Genomic DNA, 22,887 nt, shown 5'->3' on the forward strand with positions numbered 1-22,887 from the left:
GCGGACCCGAGGTCGGAAGTGGGAACCGGGGCCCGAGCCCCGTCAGTCGAAGAGGTTGATCGTGTCAGCGATCGTCGCCCACACGAGGAACGCGATGATCGCCGTTCCGAAGATCGTGTAGTGCCAGCGCTTCGAGTGGTCGGCGCGCCAGAAGCGACGGATCGAATACACGATCGAGATCATCGCGAGGATGCCGATCAGGATCCCGACGACCGGCCCGACACCGCTCGCGATCCCGACTGCGGGAAGCACGAACGGGAAGATGATGTACATCAGCAGGCAGCGACACGTGGTGAACGCGAGCGACTTCTGGAACGCGGAACGGGCCTCGGCGGCGGTCGACGAGGTGCCCTCGGGGAGGCGCAGCACACGCCGCATGAAGCGGTCGGCACTCGAACTCGACTGCGGCCGGACCGCTTGGCCGGCGATCGGGTCGACCGCATCCTCGGCCTCGGAGATCTCGACGAGTTCGCCGGACGTGTCGTTGTGGGCCGTAGTGCTCATGACAGGTCAGAACGGTACGCGGCACCGATCGCTCCGGCAACTTCGTGCGGATGTTCCACGATGGTGAGGGCCCCCGCCTCGGTGAGCTCCTCGACCGACCCGAACCCCCACCCGACGCCGATGCAGTCGATCGTGTTGAGATGCGCGCCCTCCACATCGTGGTCTCGGTCGCCGACCATGATCACGTGATCCAGCGCGATCCGGTCGTGCGGGCTGACCCCGAGCAGGTGCAGTGCATGGGTGATGACCTCACCCTTGGTGCGGCGACCTTCACCGACCGTGTCGGAGGCACCGACCTTGCGGGCGAAGTAGTCGGTCAACCCGAAGTGCTCGATGATCCGGACCGCGGTGCTCTGCGGTTTGGCGGTCGCGAGGCTGATCGTGTGACCGTCCGATCGAAGTGACTCCATCATCTCTCCCACGCCGTCGTACATGGTGTTCTCGAACAGTCCGACGTCGTCGTAGCGCAGCCGGTAGACCTCGATCACCTTCTCGATGTCCTCGACGTGAATGCCGTGTTTGGGGAAGCTCAGCTCGAACGGCGGACCGATCATCGACCGGATCGCCTCGTCGTCCGGAGCCGCGTATCCGCAGGTGGTGAAGGCATGGATCAACGATCGCCCGATGCCGGGCGATGAATCCGAGATCGTCCCGTCGAGATCGAGCAGGACGTGGGTGCGGGGTGCGTTCATCAGCTCTGTTTCGTGAAGTGGGGGTCAGAGGAGGGGTCAGACGTGGGGAGTCGCGAACTTGGCGAGTCGGTCGAAGTCTGCCGTCGTTCCGACCGCGATGATGACATGGTGTTCGCCGATCACGGTGTCGCCGGTCGGGTTGGTCGTGAACGATCCGTCGGGCGCGCGGAGTGCGAGCACGAGCGCGCCGCTCTCCTCGCGCAGGTTGGCGTTCCGCAGGGTCTTGCCGGCGATCGGGGAGTCGGGCGGGACGTCGAACTCGCGCATGCGGAACTCGATCGAGCGGTCGTGCATCACGACATCGAGGAACTCCGCAACGTGCGGACTCGCGACGAACGACGCCATGCGCGCAGCGCCCAACTCCTGAGGGTTCACGACCCGGTCGGCGCCGGCGTGCTCGAGCTTGCCGATGCTCTCGTCGGCGCGGGCCCTGGCAACGATGAACAGGTCGGGGCGCAGGTCGCGTCCCGACAACGTGACGAACAGGTTGTCCGCGTCGCCATCGAGCGCGGCGATCAACGAGCTTGCTCGGTCGATCCCGGCGCTCCGCAGCGTCTCGTCGCGGGTCGCGTCGCCGATGACGCGGGGGAACTCGACGTCGCGGACTCGCTCCGCGTCGGCATCGACGATCACGACCTCGTGTCCTTCCATGCGGAGGTCGTGCGCCACTGCGGCGCCGACGCGACCCCAACCGCACACGATGGTGTGACCCGACATCTTGTTGATCTGGCGGTCCATACGTCGCCTCCCGACGAACTCGCTGAGCTGGCCCTCGACGACCGACTGGACGACGAGGGTGAACGTGTACAGCACCGTCGACACGCCGACGACGATGAGCACGATGGTGAAGGACTTCTCGGCGGGGCCGAACTCTGCCAGCTCGCGGAAGCCGACGGTCGTGATCGTGGTGACCGTCTGATAGAGCGCGTCGAGAACGGTGAAGCCGAAGATGACGTACCCGATCGTGCCGAAGAGGGTGACGCCGCCGACCATCGCGACCGCAAGGCGTAAGCGCTCGGCGGTCGTTCTCATCGGGGCGCACGCTACTGCGCGTGAGCAGGAACGATGAGAGAGTGGGGGCATGGCCGACATTCGCTTCGAGGTCCGACATCGGTTCGCGGCCCCGCCCCGACGGGTGTGGGACGAGCTGGTCGATTGGCAGGCCCACGAGCGGTGGATCCCGCTCACGAAGATGCAGGTCGACCCCGGTGATCCGACCGAAGTGGGACATGAGCTGACCGCACGAACGGGCGTCGGTCGGGTCGCGTTGCCGGACCGCATGCGAGTGACGGCGTGTGAGTGGGACGATGGCGCCGCCGCAGGAGAATGTGTCGTCGAGAAACTCGGACCGGTGTTGCGCGGCCGAGCCGGGTTCACCGTCGGCGCTGACCCGGAGGGCTGCGTGGTGGACTGGTTCGAAGACGTCACGGTTCCGTACGTCCCCGGTTTCGTCGCTCCGCTCGGCGGGTGGATCGGCGCGTTCTTCTTCCGTCAGGGGATGCGGAGGCTCGAGCGGGTCATTCGTCGCTGAGCTTGTCGAGGCCGCGGCGCGCGAACACCATCGTCAGGGCCACGATGACGACGAGCGCGAGCAGCCCCGTCCAGGTCTCGTTCCAGGTCATCGGCTGATCGAGGAAGCCGAGCCTGGCGAGGCCGATCACCTGGTTGAACGGGTTGATCCGTGCGACGTGCTCGAGCCACCCCTCCATGACGGACAGCGGCGTCTGCGCCTCGGTGAGGAAGATCAGCAGGAAGAACGTGAGCTGCATGATCGCCGCGGCGCGCATGTCGCGGAAGCGGTAGGCGAGCCCGAGGCCCCAACCGGTGCCGATCGACGCGATCCCGAGACCGGCGAGGTACAGCGGGATCAGCCCGGACGGGCCGTGGGTGAGTCGGGCACCGAACAGGGACCCGACCGCGAACACCACCGTCGTGACGATGAACGAGCGTACGAGCGCCGAGAGGAGCGGGCCGACGATCAGTGACGCGCGCGGTGCGGGCGTGAGCCGGAGTCGGTCGTAGAACCCGCCTTCGAGGTCGCGGATCGTGGCGAACCCGATGCCGATCCCTGCGAACCCGGACCCCATGATCACCCCGAGCGGGAGGAACCAGTTGATCGAGCGGTCGGTCGGGAAACCCGGGATCTGGGTGATCGCGAAGAAGGTCCCCGCGAACGCGATCGTCTGGAAGATCGGCATCACCAGCGACGGCACGAAGGCCGAGGGCAGCCGCACGATGTTCACCATGCTGCGCTTCATCAACCCGACCGAGGCCGGGAACGTGCGCGTGTTCGCGACCGAGCGTTCCGGCAGCCCTGTCGTCTCGTCGACGATGGTCATCGCGCCCCCAATCGCCGTTTCAGTGTTCGGAGCGACAGCGTCACGGTCAACACCGCCAGAATCGCCGGGATCACCACGGCGCGGAACGCTGCGGACCAGGTGAATCCCTCGATCGTGAGGTCGCGGAACCCCTCGACGAGGTACGAGATCGGATTGATGTCGGCGAGCCGGGCGTAGATTCCGCTCATCGTCTCGCGCGGGAAGAACGCGGACGAGAAGAACAGCGCGATGAACAACAGCGGAAACGCTCCCTGCACCGCTTCGGACGAGCCGGTGCGGATGGCCATCGCCGACATGAGTGCGCCGACGGCAAGGGCGAGAACGGTGCCACCGATGGCCATCGTGATCACGCCGGGAACCCCGCCCTTGATCGTCAGGCCGAAGGGAAGCAGCACCGCGATGAACACGACGGTCTGAAGGAACCCGTACGCCATGCCACCCGCCATCCGGCCGACGATGATTCCGGAGCGGGTGGACGGTGAACTGAGGAGACGGTCGAAGAACCCGTTCTCGATGTCGGTCGCGAGGGCGGTCGCGCCGACGGTGGATCCGAACAGGATCCCCTGCACGATCGCCCCGGCGAGCGCGAAGTCGAGATACGAATCGACCTCCGGGAAGCCGGGGATCGCGGTGGCCCGCGAGAACGACGCGGTACCGAGCGCGGCGAAGAACAGCGGGAAGATCATCGACGGGACGACGAGCGCGGGCTGGCGCCAGAGTGCCAGGATCGAGCGCTTCGACATCGCCCACGTCTGGGCCACGTTGGATTGATGGAGTTCCGGTCGGGTGCGCGGAGCGGGGCCGGCCGTCGTGGTGGGTGCCGTCGTCATGCGTCGGCGCCTTCGAGCCGATAGCCGGTCGCCTCCGCGAACACGTCGTCCAGGCTCGGTTCGTGCAGCTCCAGGTTGCGGACGGTGATGCCGGCGTCGTCGAGGGTGCGGATCACGTTCGACACGGCGCTCGGACCGTCGGTCAATCCCACACCGAGCGTTCCCTCCGGGCTCGGCCGGAGTTCGCCGAATCCGGCGAGCAGCGTGGTGGCCGGCTCCGTGGCGGCCGCGTCGACGCTCACGAACAGCGTCGGGCTCCCGACCTCGGCCTTCAACTCGGACGGTCGGCCCTTGCGGACGATCACCCCGTGGTCGATGATCGCGATCCGCTCGGTGAGTTGGTCGGCCTCCTCGAGGTACTGCGTCGTCAGCATCACGGTGGTGCCGTCGTTGTTCAGGCGGCGGATCTCCTCCCAGAGCGAGATCCTGCTCATCGGGTCGAGGCCCGTGGTCGGCTCGTCGAGGAACAGCACCGTCGGCTCGTGGATCAGCGACAGCGCGAGGTCGAGGCGGCGCCGCATTCCGCCCGAGTAGGTACCGACCCGGCGATTGCCGGCGGCGGTGAGCCCGACGCGTTCGAGGAGTTCCCCCGCCTTGGTCGCGTGGGTCGATTTCGGGAGCCCGTAGAGCACGGCCTGCAGGTGGAGCAGTTCGCTCCCGGTCATCAGCGGGTCGATCGCGGCATCCTGGAGCGCGACGCCGATGTTCCTGCGAACGTCGTTCGCCTGCTCGACGACGTCGAACCCGGCGACCCGGCCGATGCCGCCGGTCGGCCGCAGCAGCGTCGTCAGCATCCGCACGGTGGTCGACTTGCCCGCACCGTTCGGCCCCAGGAACCCGAAGATCTCGCCCTGCTGGATCTGCAGATCGACCCCGTCGACGGCCTTGACCTGCTCGTCGCCGGTTCCGAAGGTGCGCTGCAGACCGATCGCTTCGATCGGCAACGAGTTGGTGGACGTGGTGGGCATCGGTACATCGTGCCAAACCGTGCGGTCACTCCGGCCAGTCGTTCCTCAGATCGTCCGGATTCGGGCGGGGTGGTCGTGGACGGTCCGTACGCGATGATGATGCGATGAACGAGTTCTACGGCCCGGCGCAGCGCGCCCTCCAGGACGACTTCGACACGCGACGTCTCGCGGACACGCTGCAGGCGGCGATCATCACGGAGGAGATCGACGACGACCGCAAGTCGTTCATCGAGTCGCGCGACTTCTTCTTCTTGTCGACCGTCGGCGCGGACGGTTGGCCGACGGTGTCGTACAAGGGTGGACCGGTCGGGATGGTGCAGGTGGAGGACCCGCGCACGATCGTGTTCCCGAGCTACGACGGCAACGGGATGTTCCTGTCGATGGGCAACGTCGACACACACGGGGGAGAGGGCGCCAAGATCGGGATGTTGTTCGTCGACTTCGAGACGCCGAACCGGCTCCGCCTCCACGCGACGGCTCGAGTGCACCGCGACGATCCCGCCATGGACCGCTTTCCCGGCGCCGACCTGATCGTTCGGGCGCGGGTCGAGAACAGCTTCGTCAACTGCGCGCGGTACGTCCACCCGCACACTCGCGTCGCCTCATCGGAGTACGTGCCCGATGCCGACGGTGCGCAGCCGTATCCGGCGTGGAAGCGCATGGACCTGATCCAGCCGGTCCTCTCCGACCGCGATCAGGGCCGCGCCGCTGCGGCAGGCGGCGAGATCGACGTCGAGGAGTACGCCCGCCGACTGGCCGACGGCACCAGTTGACCGCTCAGGCGCTGCGGAGGATCTGGCGAACCAGCGGCTCGTAGTGCTCGAGCGGGTTGCTCGTGTAGTTCGCGTCGAACGCGGTCTGGTCGAACTCACCGGTGAACTCGGCGGTGCGATCGAAGTGCGGGCTGTCGCGGTACTGCTCGCGGGCCTGGCCGTCGAGGCCGATGTAGTCCCAGAAGTAGTACCCCTGGAACTCGCCGTGGTGCTTCACCATGAAGTAGTTCGCCTCGGACACGAACGGCTTGACGATGCCCGCAGCGATGTCGGGATGGTTGTACGGGCTGAGCGTGTCGCCGATGTCGTGGATCAGCGCGCAGAACACGTACTCGTCGTCCTTCCCGGCCTTCTCGGCGCGCGTGGCCGTCTGCAAGCTGTGTTCGAGCCGGTCGACGGGGAAGCCGCCGTGGTCGGCCTTCAGGTCGCGGAGCAGCGACAGGACCCGGTCGGCGACCATCGACTGCGTGACCTCCAGCTGGGGGATGATCTTCGCCCAGTCCTCGGCCGTCGACTCCTCGAACGTCGTGAACGTGGCGCGCTGTGCGGTGTCGGTCATGATTCGTTCCCTGCCTGTTGGATGGCTTGCCAGACTCGCTCGCTCGTGGCGGGCATGTCGATGTGGGTGACGCCGAGGTGGCTGACGGCGTCGCACACCGCCGACTGCACCGCGGGGGTGGAGCCGATCGTGCCCGACTCGCCGATGCCCTTCGCCCCGAGCGGGTTGACGAACGTCGGCGTCTCCATGTGGACGACCTCGAAGCTCGGGAGCTCGGTCGCCGAGATCATGCCGTAGTCGGCGAGGTTCGACGTGACCGGGTTGCCGTCCTCGTCGTAGCGGACCTCCTCGATCAGCGCCTGAGCCGTGCCCTGGGCGATGCCGCCGTGGATCTGACCGTCGAGCAGCAGCGGGTTGATCACTCGGCCGGCGTCGTCGCAGGCGACCTGGCGCAGGTGCTTGACCTGGCCGGTGCTCGTGTCGACCTCGACCACCGACACGTGCGCCCCGAACGGGAACGTCGCCATGTCGGTCGTGAACAGCGTGTCGATCGTCAGCTCGTCGCCCTGCTCGCGGGAGGCGACGGCGAGTTCGGCCCAGCCCTTGGCCACGGCCGGGGTCCCAGCGACGTGGAAGGCGCCGTTGTCCTTGTCGAGGACGATGTCGGCTTCGTCGGCCTCGAGCAGCTGCGCGGCGAGCTTCTTCGCCTTGTCGACCAGCTCGATCGCGCCCTGGTGCACAGCGGCTCCGCCCTGCTGGAGTGAGCGTGATCCCATCGTGCCGCCGCCACTCGGGACGAGGTCGGTGTCGCCCCAGACGAGGGTGATCCGGTCCATCGGGATGCCCGTCTCCTCCTCGGCGAGCATCGACCACGCGGTGTCGTGGCCCTGCCCGTGCGGGGAGGTGCCGGTGTAGACCGTGGCGGACCCGTCGTCGTGGACTTCGATCTTCGCGGCTTCCTGCTTCGGGTCGACACCGCCGGTGATCTCGACGTAGACGCTGACGCCGATTCCGAGTTGCTTGTCGGCACCCGATTCGCGACGCGCCGCCTGTTCGGCACGCAGGTCGGAGTAGCCGGCGGTGTCGAGTGCCTTGTCGAGGGCGGTCTCGAAGTCGCCGACGTCGTACACCTGGCCGACCGCCGTGGTGTGCGGTTCCATGAACTTGGCGATGAGGTTCTGGCGCCGGACCTCGGCGGGATCCTTGCCGATCTCGTGGGCGAAGAGGTCCATCGCGCGCTCGATCGCAGCCGTCGCCTCGGGACGACCGGCGCCCCGGTACGCCGTGGTCGGCGTCGTGTTGGTCACGACCGAGGTCGTACGGACTTCCATGTTCGGGATGTCGTACACGCCCGACGCCATGGGACGGGTCATGAACGGGGCGAGGATGGTGCCCATCCCGACGAACGCACCGGAGTCCTGGATCGCATGGAGTTGGTAGTGCGTGACCTTGCCCTCACGGGTGCCGCCGATCGTGACGTACTGCAGCTGTGCGCGGCCGTGGCCGAGGTTCATCATCGACTCGCTGCGCGTCTCGCGCCAGCGGACCGGTCGGCCCAGGTCCTTCGACAGCGATCCGAGCAGCAGTTCCTCCGCGTAGGAGTCGATCTTCGCGCCGAATCCGCCGCCGACATCCGGTGTGATCAGGTGGATCGCGTCGGCATCTCCGCCGTTCGCAGCGGTGAACGCGTCCTTCGCTCCTTGAGCGCCTTGGGTCGAGATCCACTGGACGAGGCGACCGTTGTCCCAGGTGGCTGCCGATGCGCGCACTTCGAGCGGGCACGGAGCGACGCGCTGGTTGAGGAACCGGCCGGTGACGGTGACCTCGCAGTCGGCGAAGAACTCCTCGGCCGACGAGTTCTCGGGCATCCCGAGCGCGGTCGTGTCGAACACGGCGTTGCTCCCTGCTCCTTCGTAGATCAGCGTCTCGGATGCGAGCGCGTCCTCGAGGTCGATCAGGGCGGGCAGGAACTCGTAGTCGACGAACACCATCTCGGCGGCGTCGGTCGCCTGCTGGAGGGTTTCGGCGACGACGACCGCGACGGGTTCGCCGACATGGCGGACCTTGTCGCCGGCGAGCAGTGTGCGCGCTGCGGCGGGGTTGAACGGTGACGGAACCGGTTCGAGGCCGAGGGTCTCGGCGGTGTGAACGGCGAGAACACCGGGCATTTCGAGCGCGCTCTCGATGTCGATGGATTCGATCGTTCCGTGGGCGACGGTCGAACGGACGAAGGCTGCCTGTACGGCTCCCGCCAGGCGCGGATCGTCGACATCGTCGGCGTAGACGCCGCCCGTCGTGAGGAACTTCGGATCTTCCTTGCGCTGGACTCGAGTGCCCAGGATGCTGCCACCAGCCACGTGTACCCCTTGTGTGTCGCGAAACGGACCGAACGGTCCGCTCGACCCAACGTAGTCGCACGGTTCCGCGGGCGCGGCAGCGGTGCCGGAAGTGCGTCAGCCGGATGACGGCGATCGTTCGACGTCGGGCCGGAAGGATGATGCGGGTCTGCACCGCCGATGTGAGGTCCGGAACGTCGTAGTTTCTGGTCGTGCAATCAGAACACTCGTCGACGGCGCGGTTCGCCCTCGCCTTCGGAACGTTGGGGATCGTGTTCGGCGACATCGGAACCAGTCCGATCTACGCGTTCCGCGAGTCGTTCGAGGTGTCCGATCTCGAGGTGACGCAGGCGAACGCCTACGGCGTGGCCTCGGTCGTGTTCTGGTCGCTCCTGATCGTGATCTCCGCGAAGTACCTCACGCTCGTGATGCGAGCCGACAACCACGGTGAGGGCGGGATCCTGGCGTTGACGGCGCTGGTGATGCCGCACCGGGGTGCACCACCGACCAGGACCACGGCGGCGATCATCTCGCTCGGCGTGTTCGGCACCGCGCTGCTCTACGGCGACGGCCTCATCACGCCCGCGATCTCGGTGCTCTCGGCGGTCGAGGGCTTCGAGGTGGCGACCACCGCATTCGCCGACTTCGTCATCCCCGTCTCGATCGCGATCCTCGTCGCCCTCTTCGCCGTGCAATCCCGCGGAACAGCCGGGATCTCACGAGTCTTCAGCCCGATCATGGTCGTCTGGTTCACGGTGTTGGGGGTGCTCGGGGCGCGGCAGATCGTCGAGCACCCGGAGGTACTGCAGGCGGCGTCGCCGTCGTACGGGGTCGAGTTGTTCATCGACCACCCGGTGAAGGCGTTCCTCGCGCTCGGGTCGGTCTTCCTGGTCGTCACCGGCGGGGAGGCGCTCTACGCCGACATGGGCCACTTCGGACGGATCCCGATCACGTGGTCGTGGTACGGGCTGGTGCTCCCGTGCCTTCTGTCGATCTACTTCGGTCAGGCCGCGCTGCTCGGCAACGGCGACGGTGCGCTGGGCAATCCGTTCTACGACATGGCGCCGTCATGGGGCGTCGCTCCGCTCGCCGTGCTCGCGACGTGCGCGACGGTGATCGCGTCGCAGGCGCTGATCTCGGGAGCGTTCTCGTTGACCGCGCAGGCCGTGCAGCTCGACTACTTCCCGCGCCTCGCGATCCGACACACCTCACCGCACCATGTCGGACAGGTCTACGTCCCCCTCGTCAACTGGCTCCTCATGGTCGGCTGCATCTCGCTGATCCTGATCTTCCAGTCGTCGAGCAACCTCGCGGCGGCATACGGCATCGCGGTGACCACGACGATGCTGATCACGACACTGATCTTCTATCGAGTGGTTCGCGACCGGTGGGAGTGGTCCGCTCCGAAGGCTCTGGTCATCCTGATCCCGTTCATGATCGTCGACATCGGATTCCTGTCGGCGAACATCCCGAAGATTCCGGCGGGCGGCTGGCTGCCGCTGCTGGTCGGGTTCGTCCTGGTCGCCCAGATGACGACGTGGCGGCGCGGTCGGGCGCTCGTCAACGAGAGACTGCGGGCCTCGTTCCGCCCGCTCGATGCCGTGCTGGCGGACGTCAAGTCGAACTCGCTCCCGCGTGTTCCCGGAACGGCCGTGTACCTGTTCCGCGACCACGGCAACGCTCCACCCGCGTTGGCCGCCAACGTCCGCCATCACCGGGTGCTCCATCAGCAGGTGATGCTCGTGTCGGTGTCGGTCAGCGACGAACCGCACGTCGGCGTGCGCAAGCGCTCCCATCACATCAACCTCGCCGACGGTGTCGTCCACGTGCTGATCAGGTTCGGTTACCTCGATGAGCCGGACGTCCCGCACGTGTTGCGCGCGATGGAGATCCCGCACTTCGAGTTCGATGTCGACGAGGTCACGTACTTCCTCGGCAGGGAGTCGGTGAAGGCGGGCAACCGCCCGGGGATGAGTCCGGCGCGCGAGGAACTGTTCGTCCTGCTCCACCGCGGTGCGGCGAGCGCCGCCCGCTTCTACCACCTGCCCGCGGAACAGGTCGTCGAAGTGGGCGCCCAGGTCGAACTCTGACGCTCAGTGAGAGCTGACCTTGCCGGACGTGCGGTCGTGGAGATCGGCGGCGTGGCGGTTGAGACCGACGATCTCGGCCTCGACCCCGCGCTCGGCGAACTTGGCGACGACCGCATCGAGTGCGACGATCGCGCTGGTGTCCCACACCCGGGCGTCGGTCAGGTCGATCTCGACCCGCTCGACCTTCACCGAGTCGTAGTCGAAGGAATGCACGAGGTCGTTCGTCGAGGCGAAGAACAACTGCCCGGTCACGGCGTAGATCCGCTCGTGGTTGTCGGGATCGACCACGCTCGTGACGTTCACCAGGTGCGACACGTGGCGGACGAAGAACACGGCCGACAGCAGCACACCCGCGGCGACGCCGTAGGCGAGGTTGTGGGTGAACACGACGATCGCCACGGTGGTGACCATCACGGCCGTCTCGGTCTTCGGCATCGACTTCAACGTCTCGGGAGCGACGCTCTTCCAGTTGAAGGTGCCGATCGCCACCATGATCATCACGGCGACCAGCGCCGCCATCGGGATCTGGGCGACCACGCTGCCGAGCACGAGGATCAGGATCAGGAGGAACACGCCGGACGACAGCGTCGACAGGCGGGTGCGGCCGCCCGAGCGGTGGTTGATCATCGACTGGCCGATCATGGCGCAGCCGGCCATCCCACCGAGGAAACCGGTCGCGATGTTGGCGATGCCCTGGCCCCGCGACTCGAGGTTCTTGTCGGAGTCGGAGTCGGTCATGTCATCGAGCAACTGCGCGGTGAGCAGCGACTCGAGCAGGCCGACGAAGGCCAGCGTGATCGAGAACGGCAGGATGATCTGCAGCGTCTCGAACGTGAACGGGACGTCGGGGAGCGCGAAGAACGGCAGCGAGTCGGGCAGTTCGCCCATGTCGCCGACGGTCGGCAGTTGCCAGCCCATCGTGATCGCGAGTGTTGCGAGGACGACGATCGCCACGAGCGGCGACGGGATCGCCTTCGTCACCCGGCTGCGAATGAGCGGGAGGCCGTAGATGATCGCGAGGCCGGCGGCGATGAACACGAGGTTCAGCGTGAGTTCGTTCTCGCGGACGAAGCTCGACTCGTCCGACAGCAGGATGTGGGGGACCTGCGCGAGGAAGATCAGGATCGCCAGGGCGTTGACGAAACCGAGCATGACGGTGCGCGGGATGAACCGCATCAGCGCACCGACGCCGAGCGCGCCCAACGCAATCTGCAGCGCACCGGCCAGCACGGTCGCAGCGAACAGATAGCCGATGCCGTGCTCGTCGACGAGTGGGACGACGACGAGCGCCATCGCGCCGGTCGCCGCGGAGATCATGCCCATCCGACCGCCGGTCATCGAGATGATGATCGCGATCGAGAACGATGCGTACAGCCCGACCTTCGGGTCGACTCCGGCGATGATCGAGAACGAGATCGCCTCGGGAATCAGAGCGAGGGCGACGACGAGGCCCGACAGGAGGTCGGCCTTCGGGTTCGACAGCCACGCCGTGCGGAGGTTGGTGACCTTCGCGCGTTCCAGGCCGTTGTCGGCGCGCTCGGGCAGGGCGGTTTCGGTTGCTGTCATGGGGGCTCCACCAGTTCTGGGTCGGACGTTCCGGACCCACATGGGCCGCGCATCGCAGCGCCGATCAGAAGGGGGCGCCTCTGCCAAATCGCTCGGCAGCGCATGCACCGTACGCGGATCAGGCCGCCATTCCGCGACATGTCACGCACGTCACCCGCCGGCCGGTTCCGCGTGGGCGTCGAAGATGCGTGTCGGTGACGGGCACCGACGCGCGTTCAGGTGGAGCGGACGGTGGCGACGAGGCCGTCGACGTCGAGGCCGTAGCGGGCGTGGATGTTGCCGGCCTTCGGATCGTGAGGGTGGAACTTGGTGGGGAGTCCGAGCGGGGTGACCGGGACCGATCCGTCGATCTCGCAGACCTCGGTGGCGATCGCCATTCCGATGCCTCCGTCGCGAATGCCGTCCTCGATCGTGACGACGTGACGGTGCCGCGCAGCGTCGGCGATCAGGTCGGGATCGAGGGGGGTGCACGACCGGGCATCCCACACGGTGACCTCGACACCCTGCTCCGCGAGAACCGCAGCAGCCTTCTCGGCGGTCTCCAGCATCTTGCCGATCGCGACGACGCACACGCTCGACTCGGGATCAGCGGCCTCGATCACCTTGCGGCCGTGGAGACCGACGCCGACCTCGTGCTCGCTGACCTGGCGTGCCGCACCTCGCGGGTAGCGGATGGCGACGGGGCCATCGTCCGCGAGCGACGTCGCGTCGTGCAGCATCTGCGCGAGTTCCTGTGCGCTCGACGGCACCAGCACCCGCATGCCGGGGACCTTCGACAGCAGCGCCATGTCGTACACGCCGTGGTGACTCGCCCCGTCCGGCCCGGTCACCCCGGCTCGGTCGAGGCAGAAGATGACCGGTAGGCGGTGCATCGCCACGTCGTAGACGACCTGGTCCCAGGCCCGGTTGAGGAACGTCGAGTAGATCGCGACGACGGGTCGCAGCCCGCCCATCGCCATGCCGGCCGCGCTGGTGACGGCGTGCTGCTCGGCGATCCCGACGTCGAAGAACCGATCGGGGAACCGTGCCTGGAACGGGATCAACCCGGTCGGGCCAGGCATCGCGGCAGTGATGGCGACCAGACGCGAGTCGTTCTCGGCTTCCTTGATGACGGCGTCGGCGAACGCTTGCGTGTACCCGCTGGCGACGGCCTTCGGAGGTCCGACCACCGGGTCGAACACGGGTGCATCGTGCAGATGCTTCTCGTCGTCGTCCTCGGCGGGCGAGTACCCCCGGCCCTTCTGGGTCAGGACGTGGACGACGATCGGCCCCTCGGCCGACAACTCGATCGCGTTGTGGAACGCGTGCTCCATCTGTTCGACGTCGTGACCGTCGAACGGGCCGATGTAGCGCGAGCCCAGTGCCTCGAAGAACGATGGTGGTTGGAGGAACTCGCGCACTCCGGCCTTGAACGCCTCCATCGCCGAACCTGCCTGGTTGCCCACGACCGGGAGCCCCTGGAGGAAATCCTCGAGGCGCCGTTGGCGACGGACGTAGACGGGATTCTGGCGGATGTCGGTGAGCGCCTCCGACAGTTTCTCGGTCACCCGGTCCGGGATCGACGGATGGTTCGCCTGTGGGTCGTATCCCTGCGAGTTCGCCGACAGGTTCGAGATCGTCGGGGCGTAGGAACGACCGTTGTCGTTGAGTACGACGATCACACCGCGCTGGTGGTGACCCATGTTGTTGAGGGCCTCGTACGACATCCCACCGGTCATCGCCCCGTCGCCGACCACCGCGACGATGTGGCGTTGCGGGTTGGTCCCCAGGTCCCGTGCGGAGGCCAGGCCGTCGGCGTACGAGAGCACGGTCGAGGCGTGACTGTTCTCGATCAGGTCGTGCTCCGACTCCTCGCGGCTCGGATACCCGGACAGCCCGCCGGCCTGGCGCAGCGTCTCGAACGCCGACTGGCGGCCGGTGACGATCTTGTGGACGTAGGCCTGATGACCCGTGTCCCAGATGATCGCGTCGGTGGGCGACTCGAACACGCGGTGCAGCGCGAGCGTGAGTTCGACCGCGCCGAGGTTCGACCCGAGGTGGCCACCGACTTCGGACACCGCGGCGACGATGAAGTCCCGGATCTCGCCGGACAGGTCACGCAGTTGGTCGTAGTCGAGGTCGCGCAGGTCGGCGGGTTCGCTGATGTTCTCGACGTACATGCGTCGGCCACGCTATCCGAGCGGCGGGCACGGGGATCAGCGGTGCTCAGATGCGATACACCGAGACGTGGTGATCGGCCGCCTCGTCGTACGGGTTGCCCGCCATGTCCGCGAACCGTTCCTCCAACGTGAAGCCGGCATCGGTGGCCATCGCGTCCAGCTCCTCGGGTGGCGCCCAGCGGATCGCCCACGGTCGCAGTCGCACCCCGCCCGCTTCGGTCAGCTCGACGAATTGACCGGTGGTGCGCTGATCGTGGGGTCGATGGTCGGACACGGAGAGCACGACGCGGTCGGCGGCGATCGAACGGACGCTGACATCGCCGCCGGCTGGTGCCGTCGGATCGGGAACGATCGCCTCGACGACGAAACAGCCGCCGGGTGGGAGGCGGGCCGCCACGACGCGGAAGCACTCGCGTTGCTCGGCTTGATCGAGCAGGTTGAACAGCGTGTTGTACGCGACGAGGCAGGAGTCGAACGGTCCGTCGGGAAGGTCGCGCACCATGTCGCCGTGGATCGCGACCACGCTGTCGCCGCCCGGCTGGGCGGCGATGCGTTCGAGCATCGCCGCACTCGAATCGATACCGGTGACACGGAGACCGGCAGCCGCCATCGGACCGGCGAGCCGCCCGGTTCCGACTCCGAGCTCCAGCACGGTGCCCCCGGCCCCGGTCAGGGTGAGCATCCGCGACACCGTGGCGTCCACGTCGGTCACGTCCGAGTACCACTCGTCGTACACATCGGCGAACCCGTCGCCGTAGCTCGTCGAGTCGTATCCGCGCACGGTCGGGAGGTTAGCGACGCGCTCGATCGGTCGACCGTGGCGGTGGGCGGTCTGCCCATGACGCATGATGGGGACGATGACGGCGAAGCACGACGCATGGGAGCGGCTCGACGTCCCCGCCGTCACCCCGTCGGCTCGGGCTCAGGCTCCGGTGGCCGACCCGGCGCCCCGCCTCCGCCTCCGCCGATCCCGCGGTCCGGTCCTCGCTGCACTCGATGGCGGGGGCGACGTGTTCCAGCGCCGGATGCGCGACGTGCTGATCGGGGCGACGGTCATCCTCGTGCCCGCCGTCGCGCTGAATGTCTGGGTCACGATCGTGGGATTCGACCAGCTGGGTGCAACCGACTCCGACCTGCCCGGTTTCCTCGGCAACGACACCGGCGGCGGGATCGAGGACCTCGCGGTGTGGTCGGCCGCGGTGTTCGCCAGCTTCCTCGCTGCGGTCGTGGGGCACTTCGCCTCGCTGATCCTGCTGGGGGAGCGATTCGGCAATCGCGCGTCACTGGGGCGGGCGCTCGGCCTCACCGGTCGGCGTCTCCCGGCGCTCTTCGCGGCCTGGATCCTCACCCACTGGTGGTTCCCACTGATGGCGTTGATCGTCGTGACCGCGAAGCCCGAGCACGTCGGCGTGTGGCTGTTCTTCTTCTCACTCCTCTGCTGGGTTTCCGCTGCAGCCACGCTGTTGGTCGTCCCGGCGATGGTGGGCGAGGGACTCGGTCCGTTCGCGGCGGCGAAGCGGAGCTGGCGCCTGGCTCGGCTGCGCTTCGGGGTCTGCGTGCTGTTCGTTCTGCTCGCGACCCTGCTCGCCGGACTGCTCGGCCTCGGAATCGGAACACTCGTCCCGCTGCTCGAAGCGACCGGATTCATCTCGCTCGGCGGGGCGACGCCGATCGTGCAGGGCGTGATGCTGCAACTCGTCGTGCTCATCGTCGTCCCCTTGATCGCGTTGGCCACGGCACAGGTGTACGTCGAGATCCGGATCGCTGGTGAGGGGCTCGACCTGGTGATCGAAGCGGACTCGGCGTTCGGGTCCCGATCCACGGAACAGCCGGCACCGTGAACATCCCGGCGATGACGGCGGTCGCGGTCTCGCGGTTCGTCGGTCCCTTCGGCCCGAGCGATGTCGATCCCGATGAGGCACGCGATGCGGCATGTGAAGCGACCGCCACGTCGCAGGTCTGCAACCCGCCCGAACCCGACCCGATCGATCTCCCCGAACCGAACCTTCCCGAGTTCAGCCCTCCGGCCGAGGGCATCGGGGTGTTGAGCCAACTCCTCGTCGGGGTCCTGGTGGTGGCGCTCGTGCTCGCGATCGCGTGGCTGGTGTACCGGTGGTGGGACGGACGAGACGTCGACGGCGGGGACGACGAGGTGAACGGGGGTGACCGCGACGAGGAGATCGACGAACCGATCGACGTGCGGGTCATCGACCGCGAGACCCCGCCCGGGCGTTGGCGCCGGCTCGCAGCGGAACATCGCGACTCCGGCCGCTTCCGCGACTCGATCCGCTGTGAGTATCGCGCGCTCGTCGGCGACCTCGCCCGGGCGGGATACGTCGACGAGATCCCGGGCCGCACGTCCGGCGAGGAGCGTGATCAGGTCGCGCAGATCGCGGAGGGGCGCGGCGATGCGGACGGTGACGTCGCGGAAGCGTTCGATGTTGCTGCGGACACCTTCGACGTCGCGTGGTTCGACGACGGGGTGGTCACGAGCGATGACGACGACCGATTCCTCGCTGCGCAGGCCGCGGTCCTCGGCACCGTGCTCGCCGGCTCCCGTGCGGGACGGAGCGGCTGATGGCGCGCGTGGCGGCATCGGGAGAGGGCACGGCATCGGCGGGCGTCAAGTCCGTGGCCGCGGTGATCTTCGTCGTCGTGATGGCGCTCGTCGTGCTGATTCTGGTGCGCGCTCGGCCGGCGCCCGAACCCTACGACCCGCGGTCCGGCCAATCCAACGGTGCGCGTGGACTGGTCCTCACGCTGGAGGAGTCGGGTGCCGACGTCACCGACACGGGCGACGTCCCCACCGCCGACGACGTCGACCGCACGCGCATTCTGATCCTCGACGATCGGCTCGACGACGAACAGCGTGAGGCAGTCCTCGATTTCGCCGCCGCAGGCGGCGTCGTCGTGGTTGCCGACCCGACCAGCGGACTCCACGGCGGCACGGGCGATGAGGACGCCGTCGGGACCGTTCCGGTCACGGGTAGCGAGTCACGAGTCCGACGGGACGCAGACGCGGAGGCCAACGTCCGCACCGGCGACTGCACCATGCAGGTGCTGGCGGAGTTGCGCGGCGTCTTCGTGCCCGACGGCGTGCTGCTCCCGGTTGCAGCAGATGAGCTCCGGTGCTTCACCGATGGGTCGGGTGGTCTCGGCGAGACGTCGGCGGCGTTCGCCGTCGTACGCGACGTCGGCGAGGGTGCGATCGTCGGGCTCGGCGACAACGACGCGTTCACCAACCAGTACCTGCGGTACGCCGACAACGCCGGGGTCATGGTCGCCCTGCTGGTTCCGGAGCGTGGTGCCGACGTCACCTTCGTCACCGGACATGGCGTGAGCGCACGCGTCGAAGAAGTCGGCTCGGGTGACGAGAGCCTGCGCGACCTGGTCCCGACGTGGGTGTGGATGTCGCTGGTGCTCGGCGCCGTCGCGTTCGTGGTGTTCGCGATCTCGCGGAGCTCGCGAGTCGGGCGGATCGTCAGCGAGCCACTCGGCTCGCCGATCGCCGGAAGTGAACTCGTGGAGGCCACCGGCAACCTGATGGAACGCGCCGGTCATTCGTCGCGAGCGGGATGGCTGCTCCTCGAGCAACTCCATCGCGACCTGTGTCGCTCCCACGGCGTTGCGCTCGGGGCGTCGTTGGCCGACCTGGATCGCGCCGTCGCGAACCGTTCGGGGACGTCAGCGGGCGAGATCGAAGGGCTCCTGCGCAGCACGGTTGCGACCCGCGCGGGACTCGCCGAACTGACGACGGCGATCGACCGCGTTCGCGTCCAGGTCTTCGGCGACGGTGCTGCCGATCGCGCGTCCACCTCCGATCCGGACTCCACCTCCGATCACGTCATCGATGAAAGGGTGACCAGCTCATGAACCAACCCGGCAACCCACTCGCACCGCCACCGACGTCTGCATCGATGTCCACCTCGTCGTCGGGCGAGTCCGCAGCGCGCCGCGCGGTGATGGACGTCCGCGACGAGGTCGGCAAGGTGATCGTCGGCCAGCAGGGCGTGCTGAGCGGTGTGATCACCGCCCTGCTCGTCAACGGGCACGTGCTGCTCGAAGGCGTTCCCGGCGTGGCCAAGACGCTGCTCGCCAAGACTCTCGCCGCCGCGTTCGACATGGAGTTCACCCGGGTCCAGTTCACGCCCGATCTCATGCCGTCCGACGTGGTCGGCTTGTCGGTACTCGACCAGGTTCCGGGTCAGGCTCCCCAGTTCCGGTTCCGCGAGGGGCCGGTCTTCACGAACCTGTTGCTCGCAGACGAGATCAACCGCACTCCTCCGAAAACGCAGGCGGCGCTGTTGGAGGCGATGGAGGAGCGGCAGGTGTCGATCGAGGGGACCACGCATCCGCTGCCGGAGCCGTTCCTGGTGATCGCGACGCAGAACCCGATCGAGTACGAGGGCACGTTCCCCTTGCCCGAGGCGCAGCTCGACCGGTTCCTGTTCAAGCTCGTCGTCGGCTATCCGACCGAGGAGCAGGAGAACGACATGCTGCAGCGCCACCACGGCGGAATGAACCCGCACGCGACGTCCGATCTCGTGCAGGCGGTCGCGGGCCCGGCCGACCTCGCCGCCGCTCGTCGCGAGATCGATCGGATCACCGTGGAGCCCGCGATCCTGCGCTACATCGTGCAGCTCGGCCGCGCCACCCGAGAGTCGCCGTCGCTGCAACTCGGCGTGTCGCCGCGCGGCATGACGTGGCTCCTTCACGCGTCGAAGGCCTGGGCCTGGCTGTCGGGCCGTTCGTTCGTGACGCCCGACGAGGTGAAGGCGATCGCCAAACCGTGCTTGCGGCATCGCGTGCTGGTTCGCCCGGAGCTCGAACTCGAGGGCACGGCGGCCGACAGCGTGCTCGACGGGCTGCTCGCCACGGTGCCGACCCCCCGCTGACCGCGATGGCCCCATCCGACCGATCGCGGGGACCGCGCAGTGTCCCGGTGCCGACCGGTTGGGCCGCGCTCGTGATCGTGCTGCCCGCGCTCGCATTCGCGATCATCCGGCCGACCGACTGGTGGGTCGTCGCGTTGGTGCTCGGCGCAATCGTGCTGCTCGCGGTCGGGGACTTCTTCGCCGCCCCCCACCCGCGTGGGATCGAGGTCGTGCGGGAGTTCCCGGCATCGCTCACCCTCGGTGAGCGGGGCGAGTTGGGGTGGCTGGTCCAGAACCGGGCCGGGCGGGCGGTCCGGGTGTCGGTCGCCGACGCGTTGTGGCCGAGCCTGCAGGCGAGCCGACGGTTCTCGGAGTTCGCGCTGGCCGCCGATCGGCAGCACCGCTTCGGCGCGACGATCGAACCGCTTCGTCGGGGACGCTTCCCCTTCGGAGCGGTCACCATCCGCACGCTCGGGCCGCTGCGGATGGTCCGACGCCAGCAGACCCGCACGGTCTCCGGCTCGCTCGCGGTGCTCCCGGCGTACCCGTCACGCGACGCGATGCTCACGAGAATGCGGATCCCACTCGAAACGGGAATCCGGAGCGTGCGCACCAGAGGTACCGGGACCGACTTCGACCAACTGCGTGAGTACCGACCGGGCGACGACATCCGCCGCGTGGACTGGGCGGCGACCGCCCGGCAGCCCAAGGCGATCGTGCGTGAATACCGTGCCGAACGCAATCAGCACGTGGTCGCACTCCTCGACAACGGACGCGTGATGGCCGGCACGGTCGGCGGCGCGCCGCGGGTCGAACACGCGATGGACGCGGTGCTCGGATTGACCCAGGTGGCGACGCGGATCGGGGACAACATCGGCCTGCTCACCTTCGACAACCAGGTGCGCGGGATCGTGCCGGCGTCGAACGGCAAAGCGCAGTTCGGGCGGGTCACCGAGGCGATGTACCTGCTCGACACGCAGTACGACGAGAGTGCCTACCGCACCGCGTTCACGACCGCTGCAGCACGTTTCCGGCGACGGTCGTTGTTCGTCGTGTTCACCGATCTCGTGGAGTCGATCGTGGTGGATTCGCTGCTCCCCGCTCTCCCGACGTTGACGAGAACGCACCTGGTGCTGATCGCGGCGGTCCGCGATCCCGACGTGTCCGACTGGGCGTCGGCGACGCGCCACGACGGTGTCGACGAATCCTTTCGCTCGGCGGCGGCCGTCGCGTCATTGAACTCGCGGGAGCGGGCGATCGCGAAGCTCTCGGCGACAGGAGCGATCGTGGTTGACTCCCGGCCCGGCGACCTGGCGACCGACGTCGTGGACCGCTACCTCGAACTCAAGGCCCGGGGTCGCCTGTAGAACCGGCCCGGATCAGGCCGCGCTGCGGGCATCGAGGCGATGTACGTCGCCGCTCGAGGCTGGCTCCCGCGACGAATTGACGGCGACTCGACGTCGAGCGCCGGGCCGAAACGGCGACGTGATTCAGGACGCGAGTGGTCGGGCGAGTCGCTGGAGTACGTGGCGACGGATGCGTTCGAGTTCGATCGGATCAGGCATCTCGGGATGGTCGTCGGTCGCCGCGAACGTGGGTGGCCGGCAACCGACGGGCAACATGATCGTTCCATCGGCGCGGATGGTGAAGGTGCGCCCGTTGGTGGCTCGTCGCGATCGCCATCGGTGCCGGTGTTTGTCGTTGTTGTGGCCGGCGCATCTGATCGCCGTGTTCCGCTGGTCGGTTCGGCCGCCGTCGACCCATCCGGTGGCGTGGTCGACCTGGCAGAAGTCGGCAGGCAGCGCGCAGCCGGGATGTTCACAGCCGGTGATCAGCAGCTTCGCTGCCTGGCGTGCGGATCCGGTGAACACTCGAGACTTCCGACCGAGGTCGATCACGGTGCCCGCAGTGTCGACCACGACTCGGCGCACGTGGCCCGAGAGCGCGGCGCGCAGCACGTCGTGTGGATGGAGCTGTTGACCGCGAGTCGTTTCGCAGCGGGTGTCGGGATCGACGGACAGGGCGTCGAGGAGATCGGCGGGGTCGGTGGATCCGGTGAACGGGTTGATTCGATGCCCGTCGAGGTCCGTGGTGGCCGCGAGCCCGCTGTCGGCGAACAGACGGGCCCACGTGTCGGCATCGATCAGGATGTTCACGAGCGGATCGGTCTTCGCACCGGTCGCTGTGTCCGACGCAGCTGCTCTTCGGAAGATCGCGATGAGCGCGTCGTGCCGGCGCTGTTTGGGAGTGCGTGCGAGGTCGAACCCGTCTGAGGCATCGCCGTGCTCGGCGCGGCGGGCCGCGAGATCGGCCTGGAATTCGGCCTCGACGAATCGCTCGAAGATCGAGATCGCTTCCGCGGCAGCCAGCGGATCTCCGCCGTGGGCGTCGACCTTCAGGGTGCCGCCGACCTCGGACACGTGTGCGTCGCGGTGTTCGATCTGCTCGTCCCGTTCGTGGTGGGAGCCGTCGGTGTCGGCGGTCCGGATGAAGTGGTCGACGCAGGCGACGAACTCGCGATGCGGGAGCTGTTCGGCCTGCTCCAGGAGCATCGGAGCGAACGGTCCGACCTGATCCCGAACCCGGCGATTGCTCTGGATGCGCCCGAACTCGGTGGCTTGGGATCGACCGATGTGTCCGCCCGACCAGGCGTCTCCCAGGCCGTCGATCCGGTCGACGGCCTGGGAGAGCGAGCGGAGGCGCGACGCTTCACCCGTCGAGTAGTTGAGGGTGGCCCGCAGATAGGCAGCCATGGATCGATGACCGTCGGCCGCGTACAGGCGCCGGTGGTCGGCGACCGCCACCGCAGCGGCCAACTCCGCATCGAGTCGTCGCCGCTCCGATTCGTTGGCACGGATCCGCTCGTCGAGCGCTGCATCGGACAAACCGACCAACTCTTCGACGAGATCGCTGAGCATGACGACAGTATAACGAACACACGTTCGACATGCAACCATGCAGCGATTCGCTCGGGACTTTCCATCGCCGAGGCCGCAGACAGCATCTGGGCCACCAACAGCGCCGAGGTCTATGTGCTGCTCACCGAGGAACGGGGCTGGACACCAAGGCGCTACGAACGATGGCTTGCCGAGAGCTGGTCGCGCCTGCTCCTTCCAGACGACTGAGCGAACACTCCAGCAGACTTCGGCGCCGATGCGCGCGACCGGGGATCTGACAGGTCCCGCCGGCCTCGATGTGGCCTCCGCGACGTGGTTGTCAGGTGGGCGAGCGGTGTCCCCAGAAGCTCGGTTCGGTGA

20 protein-coding genes are annotated in these 22,887 nt (G+C 67.7%); 8 read left to right on the forward strand and 12 right to left on the reverse strand.

What is annotated here, in order from left to right:
- Positions 1–42 precede the first annotated feature (42 nt).
- The 3 genes from ON45_RS04915 to ON45_RS04925 are packed head-to-tail and all read right to left on the reverse strand — an operon-like array spanning position 43 to position 2,228.
- Positions 43–504, reverse strand: a complete 462-nt coding sequence (locus ON45_RS04915; protein ID WP_051062484.1) for a hypothetical protein — start codon at positions 502–504, stop codon at positions 43–45.
- Positions 501–1,196, reverse strand: coding sequence for an HAD hydrolase-like protein (locus ON45_RS04920; RefSeq protein ID WP_040492418.1), 696 nt, complete (start codon positions 1,194–1,196; stop codon positions 501–503). The genes ON45_RS04915 and ON45_RS04920 overlap by 4 nt, the downstream gene beginning before the upstream one ends.
- 36 nt (positions 1,197–1,232) lie before the next feature.
- On the reverse strand, positions 1,233–2,228 hold the full coding sequence (locus tag ON45_RS04925) for a potassium channel family protein (RefSeq protein WP_040492419.1): 996 nt from the start codon (positions 2,226–2,228) through the stop codon (positions 1,233–1,235).
- A gap of 49 nt (positions 2,229–2,277) precedes the next feature.
- Between ON45_RS04925 and ON45_RS21075 the strand changes: the two genes are divergently transcribed.
- Positions 2,278–2,727: an SRPBCC family protein gene (locus tag ON45_RS21075; RefSeq protein ID WP_051062486.1), complete on the forward strand. Its 450-nt coding sequence runs from the start codon at positions 2,278–2,280 to the stop codon at positions 2,725–2,727.
- Here ON45_RS21075 and ON45_RS04935 read toward each other — a convergent pair.
- The 3 genes from ON45_RS04935 to ON45_RS04945 are packed head-to-tail and all read right to left on the reverse strand — an operon-like array spanning position 2,714 to position 5,333.
- A complete protein-coding gene (locus tag ON45_RS04935) occupies positions 2,714–3,535 on the reverse strand; it encodes an ABC transporter permease (RefSeq protein ID WP_040492421.1) in 822 nt (273 codons plus the stop codon). The two genes, ON45_RS21075 and ON45_RS04935, sit on opposite strands and share 14 nt — an antisense overlap.
- Positions 3,532–4,365, reverse strand: coding sequence for an ABC transporter permease (locus ON45_RS04940; RefSeq protein WP_040492422.1), 834 nt, complete (start codon positions 4,363–4,365; stop codon positions 3,532–3,534). Before ON45_RS04940 ends, ON45_RS04935 begins: the two co-directional genes overlap by 4 nt.
- The gene (locus tag ON45_RS04945; RefSeq protein WP_040492424.1) at positions 4,362–5,333 is read right to left on the reverse strand and encodes a daunorubicin resistance protein DrrA family ABC transporter ATP-binding protein; all 972 of its coding nucleotides are present in this window, start codon (positions 5,331–5,333) and stop codon (positions 4,362–4,364) included. Before ON45_RS04945 ends, ON45_RS04940 begins: the two co-directional genes overlap by 4 nt.
- A gap of 104 nt (positions 5,334–5,437) precedes the next feature.
- On the opposite strand from ON45_RS04945, the gene ON45_RS04950 reads away from it, so the two are divergent.
- On the forward strand, positions 5,438–6,106 hold the full coding sequence (locus ON45_RS04950) for a pyridoxamine 5'-phosphate oxidase family protein (RefSeq protein ID WP_040492425.1): 669 nt from the start codon (positions 5,438–5,440) through the stop codon (positions 6,104–6,106).
- A 4-nt stretch (positions 6,107–6,110) separates the two neighbouring features.
- On the opposite strand, the gene ON45_RS04955 is transcribed toward ON45_RS04950, so the two are convergent.
- Positions 6,111–6,665, reverse strand: a complete 555-nt coding sequence (locus tag ON45_RS04955) for an HD domain-containing protein (protein WP_040492427.1) — start codon at positions 6,663–6,665, stop codon at positions 6,111–6,113.
- A complete protein-coding gene (locus ON45_RS04960; protein WP_040492429.1) occupies positions 6,662–8,962 on the reverse strand; it encodes a xanthine dehydrogenase family protein molybdopterin-binding subunit in 2,301 nt (766 codons plus the stop codon). The genes ON45_RS04955 and ON45_RS04960 overlap by 4 nt, the downstream gene beginning before the upstream one ends.
- A 191-nt stretch (positions 8,963–9,153) precedes the next feature.
- Here ON45_RS04960 and ON45_RS04965 point away from each other — a divergent pair, with 191 nt between their 5' ends.
- Positions 9,154–11,031 (forward strand): potassium transporter Kup, encoded by a 1,878-nt coding sequence (locus ON45_RS04965; RefSeq protein ID WP_206537646.1) that lies wholly within the window; start codon positions 9,154–9,156, stop codon positions 11,029–11,031.
- A 3-nt stretch (positions 11,032–11,034) separates the two neighbouring features.
- Here ON45_RS04965 and ON45_RS04970 read toward each other — a convergent pair whose 3' ends face one another.
- The 3 genes from ON45_RS04970 to ON45_RS04980 form a co-directional block, all read right to left on the reverse strand.
- A complete protein-coding gene (locus ON45_RS04970) occupies positions 11,035–12,597 on the reverse strand; it encodes a SulP family inorganic anion transporter (protein ID WP_083914360.1) in 1,563 nt (520 codons plus the stop codon).
- A 215-nt stretch (positions 12,598–12,812) separates the two neighbouring features.
- A complete protein-coding gene (locus tag ON45_RS04975) occupies positions 12,813–14,756 on the reverse strand; it encodes a 1-deoxy-D-xylulose-5-phosphate synthase (protein WP_040492431.1) in 1,944 nt (647 codons plus the stop codon).
- A gap of 46 nt (positions 14,757–14,802) precedes the next feature.
- Complete coding sequence (locus ON45_RS04980) at positions 14,803–15,537, reverse strand: class I SAM-dependent DNA methyltransferase (RefSeq protein ID WP_040492454.1); 735 nt, start codon at positions 15,535–15,537, stop codon at positions 14,803–14,805.
- A 76-nt stretch (positions 15,538–15,613) separates the two neighbouring features.
- On the opposite strand from ON45_RS04980, the gene ON45_RS04985 reads away from it, so the two are divergent.
- The 5 genes from ON45_RS04985 to ON45_RS05005 are packed head-to-tail and all read left to right on the forward strand — an operon-like array spanning position 15,614 to position 20,997.
- The gene (locus tag ON45_RS04985) at positions 15,614–16,597 is read left to right on the forward strand and encodes a hypothetical protein (RefSeq protein ID WP_148288531.1); all 984 of its coding nucleotides are present in this window, start codon (positions 15,614–15,616) and stop codon (positions 16,595–16,597) included.
- Positions 16,598–16,608: 11 nt separating this feature from the next.
- Positions 16,609–17,334: a DUF4129 domain-containing protein gene (locus tag ON45_RS04990; protein ID WP_148288532.1), complete on the forward strand. Its 726-nt coding sequence runs from the start codon at positions 16,609–16,611 to the stop codon at positions 17,332–17,334.
- Positions 17,334–18,629: a DUF4350 domain-containing protein gene (locus ON45_RS04995; protein ID WP_040492437.1), complete on the forward strand. Its 1,296-nt coding sequence runs from the start codon at positions 17,334–17,336 to the stop codon at positions 18,627–18,629. Before ON45_RS04990 ends, ON45_RS04995 begins: the two co-directional genes overlap by 1 nt.
- Entirely contained in the window at positions 18,626–19,651 is a 1,026-nt protein-coding gene (locus tag ON45_RS05000; protein WP_083914363.1) for an AAA family ATPase, read from the forward strand. The genes ON45_RS04995 and ON45_RS05000 overlap by 4 nt, the downstream gene beginning before the upstream one ends.
- A 47-nt stretch (positions 19,652–19,698) precedes the next feature.
- The gene (locus ON45_RS05005) at positions 19,699–20,997 is read left to right on the forward strand and encodes a DUF58 domain-containing protein (protein WP_040492439.1); all 1,299 of its coding nucleotides are present in this window, start codon (positions 19,699–19,701) and stop codon (positions 20,995–20,997) included.
- A gap of 123 nt (positions 20,998–21,120) precedes the next feature.
- On the opposite strand, the gene ON45_RS05010 is transcribed toward ON45_RS05005, so the two are convergent.
- Positions 21,121–22,548 (reverse strand): HNH endonuclease signature motif containing protein, encoded by a 1,428-nt coding sequence (locus tag ON45_RS05010; RefSeq protein WP_158412195.1) that lies wholly within the window; start codon positions 22,546–22,548, stop codon positions 21,121–21,123.
- Between the last annotated feature and the right edge of the window lie 339 nt (positions 22,549–22,887).

It is taken from the genome of Ilumatobacter nonamiensis YM16-303 (genome assembly GCF_000350145.1).
Lineage (GTDB): Bacteria > Actinomycetota > Acidimicrobiia > Acidimicrobiales > Ilumatobacteraceae > Ilumatobacter_A > Ilumatobacter_A nonamiensis.